The 21,441-nt window shown below is 47.7% G+C and carries 17 protein-coding genes; 10 read left to right on the top strand and 7 right to left on the bottom strand.

The features are described from left to right. Positions 1 to 49 precede the first annotated feature (49 nt). From F3J22_RS23630 to F3J22_RS23645, 4 genes are all read left to right on the top strand, one after another. Positions 50 to 763: a porin family protein gene (locus tag F3J22_RS23630; RefSeq protein ID WP_167020390.1), complete on the top strand. Its 714-nt coding sequence runs from the start codon at positions 50 to 52 to the stop codon at positions 761 to 763. 11 nt (positions 764 to 774) lie between these two features. After that, entirely contained in the window at positions 775 to 1,491 is a 717-nt protein-coding gene (locus F3J22_RS23635) for an outer membrane beta-barrel protein (RefSeq protein ID WP_167020391.1), read from the top strand. A 26-nt stretch (positions 1,492 to 1,517) separates the two neighbouring features. Continuing rightward, positions 1,518 to 2,213 (top strand): outer membrane beta-barrel protein, encoded by a 696-nt coding sequence (locus tag F3J22_RS23640; RefSeq protein ID WP_167020392.1) that lies wholly within the window; start codon positions 1,518 to 1,520, stop codon positions 2,211 to 2,213. A gap of 167 nt (positions 2,214 to 2,380) precedes the next feature. Beyond that, positions 2,381 to 3,103, top strand: coding sequence for an outer membrane beta-barrel protein (locus tag F3J22_RS23645; protein WP_167020393.1), 723 nt, complete (start codon positions 2,381 to 2,383; stop codon positions 3,101 to 3,103). A gap of 42 nt (positions 3,104 to 3,145) precedes the next feature. Here the strand turns inward: F3J22_RS23645 and F3J22_RS23650 are convergent, their stop codons facing one another. The 7 genes from F3J22_RS23650 to F3J22_RS23680 all read right to left on the bottom strand — a co-directional run bounded on the left by F3J22_RS23650 (position 3,146) and on the right by F3J22_RS23680 (position 12,064). Next, positions 3,146 to 3,493: a DUF2149 domain-containing protein gene (locus tag F3J22_RS23650; RefSeq protein WP_167020394.1), complete on the bottom strand. Its 348-nt coding sequence runs from the start codon at positions 3,491 to 3,493 to the stop codon at positions 3,146 to 3,148. Beyond that, complete coding sequence (locus F3J22_RS23655; RefSeq protein ID WP_167020395.1) at positions 3,468 to 4,079, bottom strand: MotA/TolQ/ExbB proton channel family protein; 612 nt, start codon at positions 4,077 to 4,079, stop codon at positions 3,468 to 3,470. Before F3J22_RS23655 ends, F3J22_RS23650 begins: the two co-directional genes overlap by 26 nt. Next, the gene (locus F3J22_RS23660; protein WP_167020396.1) at positions 4,058 to 4,687 is read right to left on the bottom strand and encodes a hypothetical protein; all 630 of its coding nucleotides are present in this window, start codon (positions 4,685 to 4,687) and stop codon (positions 4,058 to 4,060) included. Before F3J22_RS23660 ends, F3J22_RS23655 begins: the two co-directional genes overlap by 22 nt. Position 4,688: 1 nt before the next feature. Continuing rightward, positions 4,689 to 8,459, bottom strand: a complete 3,771-nt coding sequence (locus F3J22_RS23665) for a cobaltochelatase subunit CobN (protein WP_167020397.1) — start codon at positions 8,457 to 8,459, stop codon at positions 4,689 to 4,691. Between the two features lie 22 nt (positions 8,460 to 8,481). After that, on the bottom strand, positions 8,482 to 9,549 hold the full coding sequence (locus F3J22_RS23670) for an HmuY family protein (RefSeq protein ID WP_167020398.1): 1,068 nt from the start codon (positions 9,547 to 9,549) through the stop codon (positions 8,482 to 8,484). Positions 9,550 to 9,562: 13 nt separating this feature from the next. Continuing rightward, entirely contained in the window at positions 9,563 to 11,629 is a 2,067-nt protein-coding gene (locus F3J22_RS23675; RefSeq protein ID WP_167020399.1) for a TonB-dependent siderophore receptor, read from the bottom strand. Between the two features lie 117 nt (positions 11,630 to 11,746). Next, a complete protein-coding gene (locus F3J22_RS23680) occupies positions 11,747 to 12,064 on the bottom strand; it encodes a hypothetical protein (RefSeq protein ID WP_167020400.1) in 318 nt (105 codons plus the stop codon). Positions 12,065 to 12,357: 293 nt separating this feature from the next. Between F3J22_RS23680 and F3J22_RS23685 the strand changes: the two genes are divergently transcribed. The 6 genes from F3J22_RS23685 (at position 12,358) to F3J22_RS23710 (ending at position 21,430) form a co-directional block, all read left to right on the top strand. Beyond that, on the top strand, positions 12,358 to 12,945 hold the full coding sequence (locus F3J22_RS23685; RefSeq protein ID WP_167020401.1) for an RNA polymerase sigma factor: 588 nt from the start codon (positions 12,358 to 12,360) through the stop codon (positions 12,943 to 12,945). Positions 12,946 to 13,061: 116 nt separating this feature from the next. Continuing rightward, positions 13,062 to 14,042, top strand: coding sequence for a FecR family protein (locus tag F3J22_RS23690; RefSeq protein ID WP_167020402.1), 981 nt, complete (start codon positions 13,062 to 13,064; stop codon positions 14,040 to 14,042). A gap of 17 nt (positions 14,043 to 14,059) precedes the next feature. Further along, positions 14,060 to 17,488: a SusC/RagA family TonB-linked outer membrane protein gene (locus tag F3J22_RS23695; protein WP_167020403.1), complete on the top strand. Its 3,429-nt coding sequence runs from the start codon at positions 14,060 to 14,062 to the stop codon at positions 17,486 to 17,488. An 18-nt stretch (positions 17,489 to 17,506) separates the two neighbouring features. Beyond that, the gene (locus tag F3J22_RS23700) at positions 17,507 to 18,955 is read left to right on the top strand and encodes a SusD/RagB family nutrient-binding outer membrane lipoprotein (RefSeq protein WP_167020404.1); all 1,449 of its coding nucleotides are present in this window, start codon (positions 17,507 to 17,509) and stop codon (positions 18,953 to 18,955) included. Between the two features lie 22 nt (positions 18,956 to 18,977). After that, positions 18,978 to 20,255 carry a DUF5689 domain-containing protein gene (locus F3J22_RS23705; RefSeq protein WP_167020405.1) on the top strand — a complete coding sequence of 426 codons (1,278 nt, stop codon included), beginning with the start codon at positions 18,978 to 18,980 and terminating at the stop codon, positions 20,253 to 20,255. Between the two features lie 5 nt (positions 20,256 to 20,260). Further along, entirely contained in the window at positions 20,261 to 21,430 is a 1,170-nt protein-coding gene (locus tag F3J22_RS23710; RefSeq protein ID WP_167020406.1) for a phospholipase D-like domain-containing protein, read from the top strand. Positions 21,431 to 21,441: the final 11 nt, after the last annotated feature.

The raw sequence follows: 21,441 nt of genomic DNA on the forward strand, positions 1-21,441 counted from the left end.
TCTCTTTGCTGAACCGCTTTACAGACACCAAAATCAATATCCCCTAAGCATGAAGAAAATCACACTTGTACTTACTGTTCTCTGCTGCAGTTCTTTCGCGCAAGCCCAGTTCCGTGTGGGCGTAAAAGCCGGTGTTGGTGCATCCTATCATTCTAAATTTAAAACAACAGACACCTACTTTTCTTTTCCACCACTGGATAATTATTTAAATGGGCATCAGGCCTCCTATTATGCAGGTGTAACAGCCGACTGGCAATTATCCGGTCATCTGAGTCTGCAGCCATCGTTGTTATATAGTGTCAAAGGCGGAAAAACCGGTATCACCAATTATATTTCCATTGCGGATTACCCTATGCCGGTAGATCAAAAGGGAGAAGACCGGCTTCATTACCTGGAATTACCTGTCACCCTGCTATATAAACACAAGCTTGGCTCAGGCAAAGCATTTGCCGGTGCGGGATTATACCAGGCCATGTATCTCGACGGCAGCAAGAAAGGGGACTTTTCTATCCGGGAGTGGCCTAAATACAAGCAACCTATTCCACAGGATGGCGGCGATGTTTTCGAAGGCAGACGCGGACCTTTGTATGATGGCAATCAGGCGGATGCCAAGCTTTGGGACACCGGCGCCAACTTCACCGCAGGCTATGAATTACCTTTCGGCGTGCAACTGGCATTGAATTACAGTCTCGGTTTCAATGAAACCTACTATGGTAAAAACCGCGTGTATTCACTCAGCGTTAGTTATCTGCTGCACAAATAATACCCCTTCTCATGAAAAAAATTTTACTTGTATACCTATTATTCTGCAGCTGTTTCGCTGCACGGGCACAGTTTCGTTTAGGGATTAAAGCCGGCAGTGGTGCTGCCTATCACTCCAAATACACTCCCCCTTCGGATAATACTACTATGGCTCACCGAAACTATTGTCAAGGTGCTGTTTATTCCTTCTATGCAGGCATTACGGGCGACTGGCAGATAAGTGAGCACTTCAGCGTACAGCCTTCGCTGTTATACAGTACCAAAGGAGGAAAAAACGGGGAAACGATCTACTCAACCGGAGGTTCTTACTACTACTCGCGCAATTATAGTGGAGAAGATCGTTTAAACTACCTGGAACTGCCGGTAACATTACTCTTCAAACAAAAACTTGGTAGGGGAAAAGTTTTTGCAGGTGCAGGCATATACGACGCCATGTACCTCAACGGTCAAAAAGAAGGAGATTTTTTAATCAGGGAGTCTCCTGTGGTAAAAAATCCAGAACAGGTTGCTGCCGATTGGCCGCCTGTTTTTGGAGGCAGACAGGGCCCCATATATCCCGGAAAGCAGGCAGATGCCAGGCTTGGGGACACCGGCGCCAACTTCACTGCAGGATATGAATTACCTTTCGGCGTGCAACTGGCATTGAATTACAGTCTCGGGTTCAGCGAAACCTATTATGGTAAAAACCGCGTGTATTCTCTAAGCGTTAGTTACCTGCTGCACAAATAACAAAATGACCTATAATACATCCCATTATGAAGAAAACTTTACTGTTAGCTGTAGTACTGAGTAGCGGCTTCTATGCACAGGCACAATTACGTTTAGGCGTAAAAGCTGGTGTCGGACAATCTTATTTTTCGAAATTTGAAAACCCGTCCGGCAATGGCACTACTACCTCTATTGACAACTATCTGCAAGGACGCAGCACATCATATTACGGTGGCATTACCGCCGACTGGCAACTGACAAAACACTTCAGTGTTCAGCCTTCTCTGCTATACAGTTCAAAAGCCGGAAGTACCGGCATAAAAGCGATATGGCATACTATAGAAACGCAAGAGTACACAGAAACCAAGGGCGATGCACGTTTGAACTACCTGGAGCTGCCACTCAATATTGTGTTTAAGCAAAAACTAGGACCAGGAAAGATACTGGCCGGTGCAGGTATTTATGAAGCCATGTACCTGAATGGTCACAAAGAAGGGACTTTTGCGGTCCGGGAAAAGCCTACATACAAGCCAGGAATTGGTTTTTTGGCTCCAAGGGGCCCCTTATACCCCAATGCGCAGGCGGATGCCAAACTATGGGACACCGGCGCTAATTTCACCGCAGGCTATGAACTGCCGATGGGTTTACAGGTAGCACTGAATTATAATTTCGGTTTCAACGAAACCCGATACGGTAAAAACCGCGTGTATTCACTCAGCGTTAGTTACCTGCTGTACAAATAATCAAATCAACAGCGGCTGAAATTCAGTTGGACAATAGATCTCATTGAATTTCAGCGCTTATTTTCACCAACTTTCTATGCTGAAAATTGAGTATCTGCACTGTTCTTAAGTTATTACCTTTAAAAAATCTTCTACTGTAGGCTGTTAATAATCCCACATCTTTTACCATGAAAAAGATCATACTAACTGTTGTCACTGTTTGCTCTTGCTGTTATGCAGAAGCACAATTTCGTATAGGCGTTAAAGCAGGTCTGGGCCAATCCTATTTTTCAAAATATGAAGCGGCGGCCACACCAGGTTTAACCACCACCACTGACAACTATCAGCAGGAACATAGAATTACGTATTATGGTGGTATTACCGCCGACTGGCAGCTGACAAAACACTTCAGCGTTCAGCCATCACTGCTATATAGTTCAAAAGCCGGTGGTACCGGTGTAAAAGTATCATGGGCTTCCCCGGATTACCGGGGTTTCAATCAAACCCAGGGCTATGCACGCCTGAATTACCTGGAGTTGCCACTCAACTTTGTTTATAAACAAAAACTCGGACCAGGACAGCTACTCGCTGGCGCAGGTATTGCTGAAGCCCTATACCTCAATGGTTACAAAGAAGGTGGTTTTATGATGCGGGAAGCTCCTGAACACGTGGAGTATCTGCCTTATTCCGGTACCACCCCTAACATTGCATATTCAGGCCGGAGAGGACCATTCTACCCCAACTCTCAGGCGGATGCCAAATTATGGGATACCGGCATCAACTTTACCGCCGGATATGAGTTTCCTTCCAAATTGCAGCTATCACTGAATTACGGCCTTGGACTCAAGGAAACTTACTATGGTAAAAACCGTACGTATTCTATCAGCGCAGCTTATTATCTGCATAAATAAAAATATTAAAAGGCCCCGGACAGTTACCGGGGCCTTTTAATATTACTCCGGAATATATACCACTTCTCCGTTTTCCAGCTGCCAGGCCGCTCCTACCCTCTTGCCTTTATTGCGTTGTGGCGAATTATCGCTGTTAGCAGCTGCATTATATTTCTGTATAACGGTACCTTTTTTAGTAATGATCTGCATATCTTCCTTACCAGGATTTTTAACGATAGTATAATCTTCTTTACTGAATACCTCATTCATCTTATACCTGCTAACCAGCGCTACCATCAATGCTACGGCAAATACAATGCTTACATCAAAGAGGTTGGCAATGGCATGGATAGGATTTACGTCGTCATCAGATTTCCCGATGCCCTTATATCTCCGCCTGTACCGTTTCATGTTGTTGCTGAATTATATCGTTTAAGAATTCCATTTTAGTAAGATCAGCGATGTACCAGCGTTGCTTTGTCTGCAACAACAGGAAGCCAATCGTACCAATTACAAGCCCCATCACTGTTGTGTTAAAAGCCAGTTGCATCTGCTGGCTCATGGTGGCAACGTCTCCTGCTGCGAGGCCGCCGAGCGCCGGCCCCATAGGTATCAGTGTCCCCATCAAACCCAGTATGGGACCGGTTTTACTGAGGGTCCTGTATTTATCAAGATCCTTCTCACAACTGTTGGCATAGTCTGCCAGCATCCTGATGCGGTGTGGCTCACTGCTAGTCGCTGCGATCAGCTCACTTAACGCAAAAGGCAGCCGCCCGGGTAATGTCGGAAGCAATTGATTTAAATATCGTGTATCCTTATACGTTAGCACATTCAGTTTTTCATTCAGCAAAGGATGAACAGTGCTCCGCTGGCGGTATTGTCCGTAGCAGCCCCCCAGCAGCACCAGCGCCCGGACCAGCAGGTATAAAACTGCCAGCATCACCGGCACCATCAGGCCACTACTCATCCGGAAAATTATCTGATCAAAATATTGCATAATTTCTTCTTTTGTTTTCTTTTAAATATGATATAACCCACTACCATACACGTTATGCAAAACAGCAGCAAATACAGTAAGGGTAATAAGGGAGGTATCTCTGGCATACTTACCGGTAAAGGAGCTTGTGTTGTACACCAGCAAAGCGCGAGTATTATCTCCATGGATAACAATAGCGGCTGTGTCTTTATAAAAATATTTTTAAAATGATATACACCAGAAAGCAGGCATACCAGGATGATCGTGAACACCCAGGCGCCGGTACCGAAATCCGCGAACATAAAATGCCTGAAAAAGACAACTTCCAGGAAAAACACCGATGGCATAAAATGCAATACCGGTATGTATTTCGCTAGACGGGGAAAGCGGAAACGGCCAACAGCATCAGCCAGCATGAAGGCCGCCAGCAATTCATGCATGCTGTTACGATCCAGCCATTGCCAGATTGTAATAAATGATAGCGACACCGCTACCTGATGCAGGTACCAGGTGATGATTCCCACGAAAAGCAGGACCAGCGCAAAAATGCGCCGGTCGTTGATGTATGTTAACTGTACTGCTTGCAGGAGGATAACCAGTCCTGCTATGATGATCGCAATCTGGTACATACTATTTAGATTTCCTGAGCATGTTAATAATGACAATTGCCAGTAAAATAGCGGCGCCGATGGCTCCATACCAAAACCAGCTATCGGAAGGCTGATCGGGAATAGCTGCCACTTCCTGTTTCAACACGACGCTTTTAGCTTTGGATCCCTCAGCGTTTCCGGCTTTCAGGGCTTTGTTTATACCTGTGGTATAATCCGCAGCGATGCCTGGCGCCAGATGCTGCATCATTTCCCTTTGCAGGGCGGTATTGCCGCATACAAACTGCGTACAGCCGGCACCGTGATCGCGGACCAGTGTGGCATGCAATGTGGCAATTTCATTGAGTTGCTTTTCGCTGGCATGCCACAACCCTTTGCGCGAAGCCTCCATCATAACGCCTGTCAGCTCCTCCAGCGCTGGCGCATTCTCTCTTTCAAAGAACTGATGCAGTTTCAGGGTATACCTGTCGTTGATATAAACTTCATGCAACTGGTTCCATAGCTGCTGGTCGATGAGGTCAGGTTTCATTATGTTCCAGCCGAAAACATTACGGAAGGTCTCTGTAATTTTTTCTGCGCTGCTGCTGTGACCTGCCTGCATTTCCTTTATCCATTGCGGGTTAAGCACGGTGCTTTGCGCTTCCGTCCAGACGGCCGCTTTCAGCTCGCGGACGGTTGCCTGCTGCGGATTCCTATAATCATTCAGCACAGCATAAGGATCTTTTCCGGTCGTATATCTGACCACGTTACTGAGGCCGCCCATGAACTCATACACATGGTCCAGGCTGAGGGCTCCCCAGGAGCTGCTTTCCCGCGGCTGCACTACTACATCTGTCTGTTGCAGTGCGGCCTCAAATACGCCTTCCCTGAACATGGCCCAATGTGCAGTATCCGTGTACACGGCCCCCATGTTGTTGAGGTAAACTTTTGCCACTTCGTTATTATCATTATACCGGTCGCTTTGTTCCACCATGTTCATGATATTGGTGCCATAGTTGCCATCTATGCCCCCGAATACCCGCATTGCCGCCAGCTCCCTGGCTTCTTTGGGAGAAAAACCCTTCTTACGCAGCAGTTCTTCCGCAGCGGTATTGCCAGTGGCCACATAATTCGCAAACTGCTCGTTATCGCCGGCCCTTGCTGCTAATTTCAGGGCTTTGTCTATCAGTTGCAGCCGGCTCGCGGCCAGGTCCCTGAACTGTCCTGCTGTTTGCACCACTACGTCTATACGTGGCCGTTGCAGCTGTGCCGCAGGAATCAGTTCCAGGTCAGTGATACGGCCTTGCGGGTCTCTGACAGGCGCTACGCCCAGCAGGTAAAATATCTCTGCCAGCATGGCGCCTTCGGTGCGGATGAATTCCCCGGGCCAGAGCGTGAAGGCCACTTTCCGTGGCCAGGCATAGCTATGCTGTTCGCGGTATTGCTGTATAAGGTCTTTTGCCAGCTGCACACCTACGTTCCAGGCTTGCGGTCCTGGTGTTTTCTCTGCATCTATACTAAAAAGATTGCGGCCTGTAGGAATTGCACCCGGACTCCCCAAAGGATCACCTCCTGCCGATGGGGAAGTATATCCTCCGCTGAGTGCATTGTCGATCGCTGCCAGTTCTGCTTCGGTGCTGGCCAGCAGCTTCTCCGTGTAGGCGGTGGCGTTACTATCCGCCCCGCTCATCAATGCAGCGGTACGTTTAGCCTGTTGCGGCGTATATGCCTTACCGATAGTATACAGACCAGCATTTACATTTTCGTTGGTCGTTTCCTCCACCAGTGCTTCTAGTTTTTCAATAGCTGTGCTGTCGAGGTTTTTCAGGTGCAGTGCCTGCAGGAGTCCCAGCTGCCGGGCCTTCTCTTCTGCTGTCCGTTGGTATTCCTGCTTCAGCGGCCCGGCTTCCATGGCGCTGTATTTTTGCAGTATCTCTTCCAGCTGGCGCATATCATCAGTACCACCGGCTTTCATGAAAGGCGGCGTCAGGTGGGAAATGATGGTGGCATAGCTTCTTCTTTTAGCAATGATCGCCTCTCCCACATTACTCATTGTATATACGTAATAGTGAGGTGTATTACCTATCAGCGCATCGCTCCAGTCGTTGCTACTGAGGGCAACCTGTTTGCCTGGTGTAAATTCCAGGCTGCCATGTGTACCGAAATGAATGACCGCATCCGGATTGAAACCATGCTTCATCCACAGGTACGAGGCGATGTAACTGTGCGGCGGCGCCACTTTGGCGCCATGCACCAGTTTAAAGGTATTATCGCCTATACCAGGCAGTGGCTGTGGCAGCAGCACAATATTGCCGAATGTCAGCCGTGCTACCGCCAGAAACGATGTATCTTTTTGCCGCAGGCTCATGTAATCGCCGGGGGCTTCGCCGTACCTGGCCACCACCGCCTGCCAGGCCACTGGTGAAAGGTCCTGTGCAGCCCACTGTTTATAGGTAGATACCGGTATCAGTGCGGGATGCCCGTTTTTATAAAAGGCATCCAGGCTTCCCGTAGCATAGGGGTTCAGCACCGCGCCATTTTGCTGTAGCAGTTGGTTCAATGCCGATGCATCCGCAGGGAGATCATTGACGGTATATCCCTGCGCTTTCAGGTGTACCAGCAGGTTATACAGACTCGGCACCACTTCCAGGTTGCCGGCCACGAGGCTTGCCATTCCCGGCCCTTTAAAATAGTATATGGCTATACGTTTATCCTTATTAGCCTTATGTTTCAGCGATAGCCATTTTTCCATCAGACCGGTAAATTTTTCGAGTCTGTCCGGTATAGCCCTGAAAATATCATAGCCGGCAGCGTCGCGGTATTGCGCTACAAAAGCATAGGGCGCCACGCCCCCATCCAGTTCAGGCGCTACAATGCTTTGCGTGAGCATGCCGCCGCTTAGTCCCTGCGGGTCGTTCATCCAGCGATCGAAAGGCGCAAACACCGTAACAGGACTCAGCAAAGGAATATTACGCTGCTTCAGCCAGGCTGACACCGCAGCTGAGTTGCCGGTAGAGATGCGCCCATGCGGCATTTCCACCACCATATCCGGATGCACTGCCTGTAAAAACTCCAGGCGTTTCTTCATGCCGGCGATAGGATATACGTTCCAGCCCTTGCGCTGAAATACGGAAATGATTGTATCCAGGTGATCACGGTTAGCATTGAAAGGTCCCGGAACACTTGTCAGCAGCGCGATACGCGGCGCACCTTCTTTATAGAAGCCTTTCTTTCTGAGGTAGGCTTCAAATGGCGGCAATGCAGGAAAGTTTTGTGTTTCATCTATATGAAAAAAAACATCTGCGGGAATAGGCACCGGTGGCGACACGGGCAATTTAAACCAGCTACGCGCCACTAGTTCTGTACGAGCAAAATGTAACAGGTTACTGAAGTTGGCCGTACCACCAAAACGCATATACGCTGTTACCTGTTCCAGCTGTTTGCCTTTGATTGTAGTGGCATCAGTATGCGGGTCAGCAGCAGCTTCCGTATAGATTTTCACCCCTTTGTTTCCAGCTACCTGCAAGGCTTCCTGCTGTGATTTACTGAGATGCAACCCGCGACCAAAAAGGAAAATCACATCATAGCGTGTAGCCTTTGCTGTTATATCTTCTTCCGGTAATGCACGGAGGTCTACCCATCGGGAGTCGTTGGCCTGCTGTATTCTGGCCATAGCAAAGGAAGGATAGTTGACCAACGCAATTTTTACCGGCGCTATATTTTTCCGGTAATACCAGACAGCTGTTGCCAGCAATATAAAAAACAGTACCAGTCCTGCTATCCATCTGCCACGCTTATTTATTATTTCTTTCATTCATTATCTTTTAGGGAGATGATTACATTTCCTTGTATTCAAAAGCAGGATAGCCGGGAGTTCCGGTAACCAGACTTTTAAAGGCAGTAAATTTTATTTTGAAGAAGCGGCCTTCGGGGTCTTTCAGGAGATAGGTTTTCCAGTCGTAGACCTTATAGTTGCCACCGCTATGCGGCTTCAATATCTGCCACCATCCCTTTCCGATAGCATCAGCTGCAGCAACGGGATTCAGTGTGGTATAATCAGCTTTTGTCAGCAAAACATAACGGCCATTGGTACTGGAAAAATTATTGATCGCAGCGGCAGGATCATCACTGGCGGCGAGGTCTGCGGCCGGATTATCGACAGCCACCATCGCGCCCGACAGGCGGTTATGCAGTACGCCCATTGTTACCACATAAGATCCCTGCGGGCCGCCACCTGGCACGGTAATACCCGTGCACATAAAATCCCATTGATTTTTAGGTGGCTCCACCACAGCAGTTTTACCGCTGCCGAAACTGAAGTAAGTGAAGTTGCGGGTATTATCCAGCGGGATGGTAATTTTCGTATAGCCGGTATTATCGAGGTTCGCATACTGAAGGGTGATGTCCGTTGCGCTAGCTGCCAGGATGCTGAATTTGCGGTAGCCATTAGTGGCGGCGCCGTTCGGTGGATTTTTCCCCAGATCAATAATATATACCAGCTTACGGCTGTTGCCTTTTTCATCTGCCCAGGCGCCTATGCTGGTAGCAGTAGTATCGAAGCTGGTATTTTCGTAGGTCAGCGTAATTTTTGAAGCCGCATCCGGAATGGCCTGCACACTGTCGAAATTAACGGACGGGATGCGATAGATGCCTGCTTTCTTTGCACCGTTGCTGATGATAGCTTTTCCGCCGCCGCTACGGATGCCGATATCCCAGGATTCAGCAGCTACAGCGGTCAGTTTGCCACTGCTGAGATCTACGTATACAGTGCTATCATAAGCGGCGCCCATGCCTGCTACCAGTGTGCCTTCCGCCAGTACAGGCGGCGTATATGGCTGATCATTTTTCTTACATGCTGCCAGTAACAGCAGTCCTGCGCTCATGGCGATAAGTGGTTTCTTCATGTTGGTAATTATGTCAAAAGTTATAGGTGGATCTTAAAAAGACGGTTCGGCCCCAGGCCACCGGCAGCGCGGATTTAAAGCCGGATCGCAGCATCAGTCCATCTTTTCCGTCGCCGGATTGTGCTACGTCCGTTATGTTGAACAGGTTTTTTGCACCAATGGTGACCAGGAGTTTATGTTGAAGGAAGTCTTTGCTGGCAGAGATATCCATCAGACTATATCCGCCCAGTGTACGGTCTACCAGTTTACCATCGGTGATGCCGAACTGGGCCATCGGGCCATTATATTTATAGAAGAGATTAATTTTTGTTTTAACAGGAAAGATGTTGTACATCGCATTCAGTCCGGCTTCCCAGCTGCCGAACTGCGCATCCATACTGTTGCTGCCGCTGCGGGTGAGGTATCCCAGCGAGGGTTTCAGGTGCCAGCGGCCTGCATTCGTATAACCGCCACCGATATTGATACCCCTCGTTTTGAATACGGGGATATTGCTATAGGTGCGGGCTACGTTGATAGACTGGTATTGCGGTGGCAACCCGCTACGGTCCAGTTCTACCAGTTCAATCTTATTACTGATATCATTGAGAAAGGCTGTCAGTTGTGCCGTCCAGCCACTGGCGCTGTTATGTTGCTGATAATACAACCCGGTAATAAAGTTATGCGCCAGTTCAGGCATCAGGTCAGGATTACCAATGATATAGTGATTGGCATTTTTAAAATCCCAGTAGAGTTCCCGTTGGGACGGCGCCCTGAACCCTCTGGCATAACTGCCACGCATATACCAGTGGTCGGTCATGTTCCAGCGTAGCTGCAGCGAGGAAATGAAGGGAAGTTTTTGTCCGAGGAAGTTGATGGCGCTGGCATCATAGCGGTTGTTGTAGGTGTAACGCAGGCCCCCCTGTACTTCCAGGCGTTTCCATACGGTAACACCTATACGGGAAAAGATACCGATATCATCGATGCGGCCGGCATCATCGGATACGCGGTCGCCGGTACTGCTGTTCAGGTTCACATCGTAGCCCAGCTGGTAATTCAGTAAGGCGCGTCCAATATTACTTTGGCTGTAGGCACCTCTGAAACTCCAGCTGCGAAAGGCAGTGCGGGCATCGCTGGTTTGCTGCGATGATTTGTTCTGTAGGTTGACGATATACTGTTCGCTGTTACGGTCATAGTAACTGTAGCTATTGATAATATCAAGATAGGTATCGGGTTTGGGACTACCATTGGCAAATAGCAGTACTGTGCTGCGGTTGGTCAGGTATTTATAATCGCTGGCAGTGAGATATGCCGTTCCGGGGTCGGCGTTGCCGGGCGACAGTGCATCTTCATAAAACTGATTCCAGGTAATACCGGTATTGATGTTTTTAAACTGCCTGTATAATTTGATATTAGCGGTAAACTGGTCTTTGGAGTTCCAGTTTTGCCCTCTGACATTACCGTCAGGGGTATTAACGCCTGCCTTGTATTCAGGCGAACTATAGCCCTTAAACCACGTATACCCGGCACCTCCCATAAGGTTCCAGTGGTGGATATTTTTTCCCAGCCAGAGGTTACCGTTATATTGACCTACAGATTCAATGTATTGGGTAGTGCCTCCCTGTAATTTGTCGCCGGGCTTCATTTTACGGGTAATCAGATTGATGGTACCTGCCAGGGCATTAGTTCCGTATTGCACGCTGAGCGGGCCTTCTATCACCTCTACCCTTTCTACCTGGTTCAGGTTGAGCTGTTGCAGGTCGAATTCATTGCCTTCACCGCTGATCATGGGCACACCATCCAGCAGGACTTTTACATTTTGTCCGCTGATGCCCTGCATAATAATATTACTGCCCAGTACATTGTCGCTGATGATACGTACGTTCATTTCCGTAGCCAGCAGGTCCGCCAGCGAAACGGCGCCTTTTTCGCGGATAGTGGCCGTGGACAATAACTTCACGGGGTACAGACTCTGAGATAATGTCACAGGTTGTGCCTGGCCGGTTATCACAACCGGCTCCAGGTCTTTAGCTGCCGGCGGTTGTTGCTGGGCATGCAGGGGACCGCATGCCGCCAGCAATGGCAGCAAAACATATTTCTTCATAAAAAATAAATAGCAACAGTAAATGCAGGCGAGCCGGGTATTTCATGCAAAGCCATACAGACAAAGCATTTCCGGTCATCCGCAGGATGATACATAGTAGCAGGTAAAAAACGGGAATTAAGCAGCGGGCGGACCTTTGTTGGAGGCTGCTAAAATATGTGAAGCATTAGGTGATGATGATGGATGAACAGGTAATACCGTTATCAGTGTTGGTTTGGGAAGATATACGGGCGGGTATTCAGGAAGAAAAGTTACATTATAATCATCACATATATAACAATGTGCATGGATGGCGGTATGTTCCGGGTGATCAGATACCAGATGAATATATGAGGATTCGAGCTGTACTTTTCCGGCGTTGCGGGAAAAGTCGGGGCTTGGGTGCTGGTGAATAACAGGAATGACTATACCATACAATAGGTACAGTAAGAGCATGGCTAAAGCCGGCAGACGATATTTCCTGTGGTGGTGATGCACGCCGGCAAAGATAATATAAATCCAAATAAACGCAACATTGTTGCAATAAATATTCAGAGAATAATCCGGAGAATAAATAATTTGACAGCGGATCAGCCATTGCTGAAAAAAGAAGGATCAGCCAATAAGAAAGCGAACAAACAACCAACAACGCCATGTCAGGAGTCCGGCCTGCAATATGAATTTTTCATTAAATCTTTATCCAGGGCTTAATTAAAAGCAAATCGCTAACATAGATTTGCACCGCGATTATGAAGATAGTAACAGACACCAATGCCGTAGCATGGGACCAGCAGACCTTCAAGGGTGTTTATGAAACGTATTTTGATTTGATTTGCAGATATTGTTTTGCACTTGTAGATGATTATGAGGAAGCAAGAGATATATCCGCGAAGTTATTCTGTGATTTATGGAAGAACCGCGCCAATATACGGGTCAGCACCAACCTGAAGAACTACCTCCTGGTATCCGCCAGACGCCTTTGCTATAAGCGCAATAACAGCAGACAGAACGACATCCTCGATTCCGATTTCATGGCCGAATCCATCGCCACCGATGATACACCGGCCACTCACCTGGTAAATAAAGAAGCCAGGCAGAAACTGCAGCAACTGCTTTCCAGGCTGGACCCGGTGAAGCGGGAAATCATAGACATGAAACTACTGGGCCTTACCCAGCGCGAGATAGCGCAGGTATTGCAGATTACGCCCAAGAAAGTAGAATACCAACTAAATGCCGCCATCAGACAACTGCAAGGCGAGAGTAAACAACTGCAATTATCCTCCGGAGATTATGACCTGACCATACTGGCAGGCCTTCTTTTCCTGCTCATGAAATAATTTTTTTCTTCCTGAAACAGCTACCACAAAGGGTTTACATCCTGTTCATAATTCCTTAACATTAATTAACAGGAAAAATCTGACGCCGCTTCCTCCTATATGTAAACGGCAAACTTTTGGAAGCTAATTTTTTAATAAGATACCTGCAGGGTGAATGTACTGCAACAGAAAAACTGGAAGTAGAGGCCTGGCTACAGGACGCTCCTAAAAACCAGCAGATACTGGATGCATTAAAACAGCGCAAACATAAGCTGGACAAAGTTCCTGTACAACAACATGCCGCACAGGCATGGGAACAGGTCATGCAGGTAATGGCCGCAGAAGATGCAGCCCAACAATTAACCCACCGGCGTACCTGGTGGCGCTATGGCGCCGCCGCCGCAGTAGCAGCACTGGCCATCGGACTTGGCTGGGGACTCCTCCGTAAGCCTGCACCCGTAGCACCTATGCTGGTAAATATCCATACCGGCGAAAAAGAAAAGAAACAGGTAGTATTACCTGACGGTTCCAAAATATGGCTGCAGTACAACTCTACACTGGCCTATAACGCAACAGCATTCGGTGATACCGACAGGCTGGTAACACTGGACGGACAAGCCTTCTTTGATGTACAGGGACAACCGGGAAAACCTTTCCGCGTTCAGACAGACCATTCCAATATTACCGTATTGGGCACCTCCTTCAGTATCGTTTCCAGGGCTGATCTTCCACAGGAAATAGCGGTAGCTACCGGAAAGATCAATGTCAGCGCAGCTGCTGTCAACATAAACCTGCTGCCACAGCAACGCCTTACCTATAATCCGGCTACCCGCCATTCTCAGCTCGACAGCATTGCAGTTGAAGAAGTAACCGCTGTAAAAGACAACAGGCTGGTGTTTGAGAAAGATAACCTGGAACAGATTGCCGCTAAAATCCAACAGTGGTATAACGTGAAAATCAGTATCGCAGGCAATACGCATACCTCCCTTTCTTTTACTGGCAGCATTGAGGACAATGGCCTATATACCGTGCTGGACGGCCTCGGCTTTCTGGCAGGATTCTCTTATAAAGTGAACCAGCATGAAATAGTGCTATCCCTTACATCCAAACAGAAATAATGCTTAAACATTCCTATATGAAAAAGACGGTGAGCGGACTAACCTTTCTGCTACTCTTTAATGCCGCTGTAGCACAAAACAACAGCCGGGTTATTTCTTTTCAGAAAAAAAACATCACCGTAAAAGAAATGATTACGGTGTTGCAGCAACAGGAAAAATTATCTGTAATGTATGATGACAATGCATTACAAACTTCCAAAACATTGCAGCTTCCTTCGGAAAAAATGCCGCTGGACAAGCTCCTTACACTGGTAGCTGCCAGCACCGGCATGGAATTGAAACAGGTGAACAACAACATCTACATCAAATCTGCCACAGCACAGCAAACTACACAGCAGCAGGCAGAAATGGTGCGACTCAAAGGAACTGTTTCCGGCTCCAACAACGAAGGATCATTACCTGGTGTAAGTATTTCCGTGAATGGCAAAACAGTGGCCGTTACACAGGAAACAGGTTCCTTCGATGTGAAAGCCCCTGTAGGCAGTACTATTACCTTCAAGGCAATCGGCCTTGATCCCTATAACTATCCGGTTACCGCAGATGCAGCTAACCTCAAAATCATCATGAAGCAGAATGTTACCCAGCTGGACGGCGTTATTGTAACGGCGCTGGGTATACGTCGTGATGAAAAAGCACTGGGCTATGCTGCCACTAAAGTGACCAATGAACAGCTGACAGACGCCATCAGTAACAACTGGACCAATGCCCTCACCGGTAAGGTAGCAGGCCTGAATATGCTCAAAGCGAATGGAGGCCCTGCCGGCTCTACCAAAATCATCCTTCGCGGAGAAAACTCCCTCACCGGCTCCAGCGAGGCGCTGATAGTAGTGGATGGCGTGATTATCAATGGTTCCAGCGGCCGCCGTACCGGCACCGGCAGTGGTGCTTACCTGAGCGATGACAGTCCTACCGATTATGGTACCAGTCTGAACGACATTAACCCGGATGATATTGAAAACGTTACGGTACTGAAAGGGCCGGGAGCTGCTGCGTTATATGGCGCACGTGGTTCAAATGGTGCCATCATCATTACCACCAAAGCCGGCAGACCAATGGTTAAAGGACTTGGTGTTACCGTCAACTCCAATTCTACTTTTGAAACCATTAACCACTGGCCGGACTATCAATATGAATATGGTCAGGGAGCAGAAGGACAGGATACCTGGTACTCCTATGGTGCCACAGAAGATGGTGCCAGCACCCGTAGTACCAGCTCCGCATGGGGGCCTAAATTCGACGGCCAGAGCTATTTCCAGTACGATCCCAATACCCGTACCGGCGGCACCGTGAGAACACCATGGGTACCTTATAAAAACAACAGAAAAGATTTCTTCCAGACAGCAAAAACCTTTACCAACAGCGTATCGCTCGAGGGAGGAAATAGCAACACCAACGTACGTCTGGCATACACCAATCTTAACAATAACTGGATCATCCCTAATACCGGTTATAACAGAAATACTGTAGCACTCTCCTTAAATCACAAGGTATCAGACAAATTACAGATCTCTACCAAAGTGAACTACACCAACAAGAAGAGCGATAACCTGCCATCTACCGGTTATAATAACCAGACCATCATGTATTTCATTCGTGGTATGGTGCCAAACGCCAATATCAACTGGTTTAAAGACTACTGGGTACCTGGCCAGGAACAGATTGCGCAAACACGTCCATTCAGCAGTCTGCTGGACAATCCATATCTGCAGGCATATGAAATGCTGAATAAGATGAACAGAAATGGTATTATCGGGAACGTATCTGCTACCTATAACTTTACCAAAGATTTCAGCCTGCAGGTAAGAACAGCATTGGATTACAGTACTGAAGGCCGTTCTCAGCAACGTCCTAAAAATACCCAGAAATATGTAGACGGCATGTACCGTACACAGAATATCTATTCAAGAGAAGTAAACAGTGACTTCCTGCTGCGTTATAACCGTACCATCAACAAATTTAACAGCTCCATTTCCTTCGGTGGTTCCCGTATGCTGAACTACTACAATAAAGATGAAGTAAGAGCCGATAAACTGAAGTTCCCTGGAAAATATAACTTCGGGAACGCGAAGAATGCACTCACCACATATCCTTATCAGTCGACATACGCTGTAAACAGCCTGTACGGCCTCCTCACCTTCAGCTACAATAGTTACCTGTTCCTCGATTTCACCGGGCGTAACGACTGGAGCAGTACCCTGGCAAATCCTGCCGGTGGAGGTAACGTATCTTTCTTCTACCCTTCCGTGAATGCCAGTGCTATCCTCTCCGACATCTTCAAGATGCCAAAAGAGATATCCCTGCTGAAAGTGAGGGCTTCTCTTGCCGGCGTCGGCAGTGGTGGTACCAACCCATACCTGACCTCCTTCGGGTATCTGACGACTCAATTCCAGGGTGGTTTAACCAACCCGGGCTCAGTAACCAACCTGAACCTGCAACCCATGTTTACGCAAAGTCTGGAAGGCGGTATCGATGCGAACTTCTTCCATAACAGATTGGGATTGGGTCTGACCGTATACAAAAACAGTACTTCCAAACAAATCGTAAAAGCACCGGTAGATAAAGCTTCCGGGTTCTATAGCGCGATTGTGAACACAGGTACTATCAGCAACGAAGGAATAGAAATTGAAGCCAATGGAACACCTATCAAGCAGAAAAATGGGCTGATCTGGAATATCACCGGAACATTCAGTTCCAACAAAAGTTCCATCGCCAGTATGCCGGATGGTATTGAAACATATGTATTATCTACCGGACCAGCCAACAGAGGTTCTATCGAAGCACGCCCCGGTGGCCGCATGGGCGACCTCTACGGCCTTGGCTACCTGCGTTCTCCGGATGGACAAATCGTTTATAACGAGCAGGGATACCCGATCATGGACCAGACTACCAAATATCTCGGTAACACCATGCCACGCTGGAAAGCCAGTATGGGACATAGCTTCTCCTATAAACAATTCCGCTTCAGCTTCCTTGTAGACGGGCAAACCGGTGGTGTAGCCTACTCCCTCACCCATGCTGTACTTGCAGAAGAAGGTAAGTTAAAGAAAACACTGCCTGGCCGTTACAACGGTATTATCGGTGATGGTGTGATCCAAAACCCGGATGGTACTTACCGTAAAAATGATGTCATCGCTACCAATATCTCCGCTTACTACAATGCACACTATACACGTGACAACGTAGAATCCAACACCTTCCGCACTGATTTCATCAAAGTAAGGGAAGCCAGGTTCGACTATACCTTCACACCACGCGTATTACGCAAAATGGGCTTCAATAAAGGCACCGTCGGCATTTACGGACGTGATCTGTTTATGATTACCAACTGGCCATTATTCGATCCGGAATTCGGTACGCTGGGCGATGGCGACATCAACCAGGGCTTTGAAATCGGACAGTTCCCATCAACAAGAAGCTTCGGTATTAATATCACCGCTTCATTCTAAAATATTAAACGGATTATCATGAAAAATTTCAGGATAACAACATACGCTATCTTTTCAGCGACAATAATGGCAGGCACTTCCTGCACCAAAGACTTTGCGAAACTCAATACCAATCCCAATACTTCAGATGTAGCGCCACCAGAAACACTGCTGGCGCCAAATCTCTACTCCATGGTGAATAATAACCAGACCAGGGCATTGCGTCTCACCAATGAACTGATGCAGGACCATGTTACCATGATTAACTCCGATGAGATACACCGATATGTGGTCCGTCCGGCAGAATCAGACAACATGTGGTCTAACTGGTATACTAACCGCACCAATTTCCTGGATATCTATAACGGCGCCAAAACCATTAACAGCAAATCGTATATGGCCATTGGTGAAATCCTGGATGTATGGACAGTATCTCTTATTACCGATGTATTCGGGGACGTACCTTACTCAGAAGCGAACAAAGGCCGTGAAAGCCAGTTCCAGCCTAAATTTGATGCGCAGAAGGATATCTATGCGGATTTATTTACCCGGCTGGAAGAAGCCAATACCTTGCTGGCTGCCGGTCAGGCGCTGCCTACCGATAATGCATCCATGGACCCGCTCTATGCGGGTGATATTACCAAATGGAGAAAATTTGGCAACAGTCTTTACCTGCGTTTACTGATGCGCGTATCTGCAAAAGCAGAAATGAATGCACCAGCGAAAATCAAACAGATCGTAGAAACGCCTGCTACCTACCCTATTTTTACTAACAACGCAGAATCAGCGATCCTGCGTTTCACCACCGTGCCGCCATATACCTCTGCCTTCAATACCTACAGAGACTATGACTTCAACGGTGATAATGGTCTTACTACTTTCTTTATCAATAACCTGATAGAATGGAATGACCCCCGTATTGCCAAATGGGCCAGTACCGTAAACGGCGCCTATGAAGGTGCACCAAGTGGTTACGCCAGCGGTGTAATACCAGAGCGTAAATCTTTTTACCTGGCTTCCCTGAAAGATGAACCATTGTTAGGCAACATTATGAACTACAGCGAACTGCAGTTCATCCTGGCAGAAGCCGCGCTGAAAGGCTATATCAACGCTAACCCGGCAGACTATTACAACAACGGTGTGGAAGCGGGTATTACCCTCTGGGGCTTTGCCTTACCGGCAGGCTATCTCACCAAAGATGGTATCAAATGGGACACCAACCTGACCCTTGACAATAAACTGGAAATGATTATGGTGCAGAAATATTACTGCCTGTTTTTCACCGACTTCCAGCAATGGATAGAGTATCGTCGTACCGGTCATCCGGTGCTGCCTAAAGGCCCGGGCCTGAAAAACAACGGAGAGATGCCTTCCCGTTTCAAATATCCTGTAGCGGTGCAGTCGCTCAACAAAACCAATTATCAGGCTGCGGTAGCTGCCATGGGTGGCGACGACATCAATGTCAAAATGTGGTGGAATAAAAATTAATCATTCTCAGTAAAAGAAAAATATGAAACGTTTCTATATACCGGCACTATTACTTGCAGTCATGCCATTTATGGGATGTCTGAAAAAAGATACCAATTATGCCCACGGAACGCTTAGTCCACTGGCATCAATAGAGGTTTTACGCAGTGTATATAAAGGACAGGACATCCAGGTAAGCACCGATAATTTGTCTGGTGCTTACCAGATTGCCGGTGTAGTAGTATCCGACAACAGGGGTAATAACCTGCCTGCCGGTACTTTCGCCCTGCAAAACTATGGACGCGGAAAAATGAGGGGCATATTTATTTCTCTCGGTGAAAACGCTGCCGTAAAATATACCGCAGGAGATTCACTTATTGTAAATGTTGATGGAGCTACCCTTCGCAATTTCCAGGGAGCTTTGCAGCTGGTAAATGTAAATGCAGACAAGATCCAGCTGATAAAGCAAAATATTAAACCTGCCATGCGGAGTATTTCCATGTCAGAACTTTCTAAAAACTTCAGCAGCTATGAGGCGACGCTGGTGCAGTTAGATGGCGGCTTTCAATGGCGTCCTGCTGCAACGGATGTTTACAGCGGAATGAAAGCCATTACAGATGGCATCGACTCTACGCTCTTTTTGAGAACGCTGGGCACCGCTGTTTTTGCCGGCGAAAAAATACCTGCCAGCGCCTCGTTTACTGGTATTCCGATGTACTACAACAGCAAGGCCAATGTAACAGACAGCACCACCAGCAAAACGTTTGCCTTACGCACCATTGCCGATGTCAGCAATCAAAGCGGACCGCTGTACAATACTTTTCCTGAAGATTTCGAAAATCCGCCTGCCGCGAGTAAAGGCAGCTATGCAGCAGCTGATGTTACGCTGAAAACAGGTTTATGGCGACTCGACCAGGCTATTCTGGGCGACACCAAAGACAGGGACCGTTTTAACCCGGCAGGTAAGCAGTGTATCCGTATGCAGCAGAACCTGACTACTTCCGCTTATGTGATGATGAAATTTGACCTGCCTAACGGCGCCTCCAAAGTGACATTATCCTATGGCTCCTATTTCACCGATGCCAGCTCCTCCTGGACACTGGAAAGCTCTATTGATCAGGGAACAACGTGGCAGCGTGTTGGTGATACCATCAGGAATGCAGGCCCTGTGGCCCAAAAAGCAACTTTCCTGATGGACTTACAGCAGCCGGTTCGTTTCCGTATCAACAAGCTGGGATTGGGCGCCACCAACGGTACCAACATCCTGAACGGAAGATTGAGCATCGACGATATTGCAGTTTATGAGAAATTAAATCACTAATTACTGTGAAGATTATTAAAGTTTGTCTGTATGTACTCGCTATCACTTTCCTGGGTTGCCGGGAAGGTGAAGCGATGTACCTGGAAGGCGGAAAAGTTGTTCCGGTACATATCAATTTTCCATCCGCTGTATTTACGGCGCCAGATGTAGTGGGGGCCGGGCGGTCTTCCCAGCTGATCATGGACAGGGCTATCTCCCTGATAGACGCCACTCCTGCCGGTGCGGAGATACATATGTCTGCCTATGGCTTCGACCACAGTGGCATTATCAGCGCCCTCAAACGCGCCGCTGCCAGAGGGGCGCATGTATTTGTACTGGTAGATGTGAGCCGGGAAGAAACACAGGAAGAGAATAAGCCTGTTATCCGGGAGCTGCAGCATGCAGGTACTAACCTGGTGGCAAAGCCATTTTATAATGATGCCAGCAAATCTGCCATCAACCACAATAAGTTCATTCTTTTCTCCAGGCTGGTTACCGACCGCGATACTGCTGCCAATATAGTATTCCAGACTTCCCACAATTTCACGGAAGCGGATACTAAAAAAGTACAGGACGCAGTGGTACTGCAACAGGAAGGCCTGTACAATGCCTATCTCCACTACTGGACAGATTTGGAATCCCGTAGCGTTGCAGGAATGAAGAACTATACGTATAGCGAATATAACAACGTGGCGGCCGGTATCCGCGCCTGTTTTCTGCCGATGCGCCGTAATGGGGCATTTACGGGAGATGACTTTATCATCGACATACTGGATAATATAACAGATCCTGCACATACTACTGTGCGTGTAGGCATGTCTGACTGGGTAAACAGCCGCCTGAATGTAGCACAGAAGCTACATGCGCTGCTGAAGCAGGGCGCCACCATAGAGCTGGTAGTCAAAAACAAAATTGACGACAGCATCATTGATGAAATTGCACAGATGGAGAAGGAAGGAGCTTATGTAAAGATGCTGAACCTGGAAGATAAGTCCAGGCCGCGTCAGAACATCCATTCCAAGTTTATGATGATAGATGGGGAATATCAGCATGAACGTGTACGCATGGTTGTTACCGGCTCTCATAATTTCACGCAGAACGCTTTGCAGAATAACTGCGAAACAGAGCTGCTGTTAAGAGATCCGGGGATTTATAAAGCCTATGAAGAGAACTATAAAGGACTAAAAAATATGTAGCAGTTAACTGT

It is taken from the genome of Chitinophaga sp. Cy-1792 (assembly GCF_011752935.1).
Lineage (GTDB): Bacteria > Bacteroidota > Bacteroidia > Chitinophagales > Chitinophagaceae > Chitinophaga.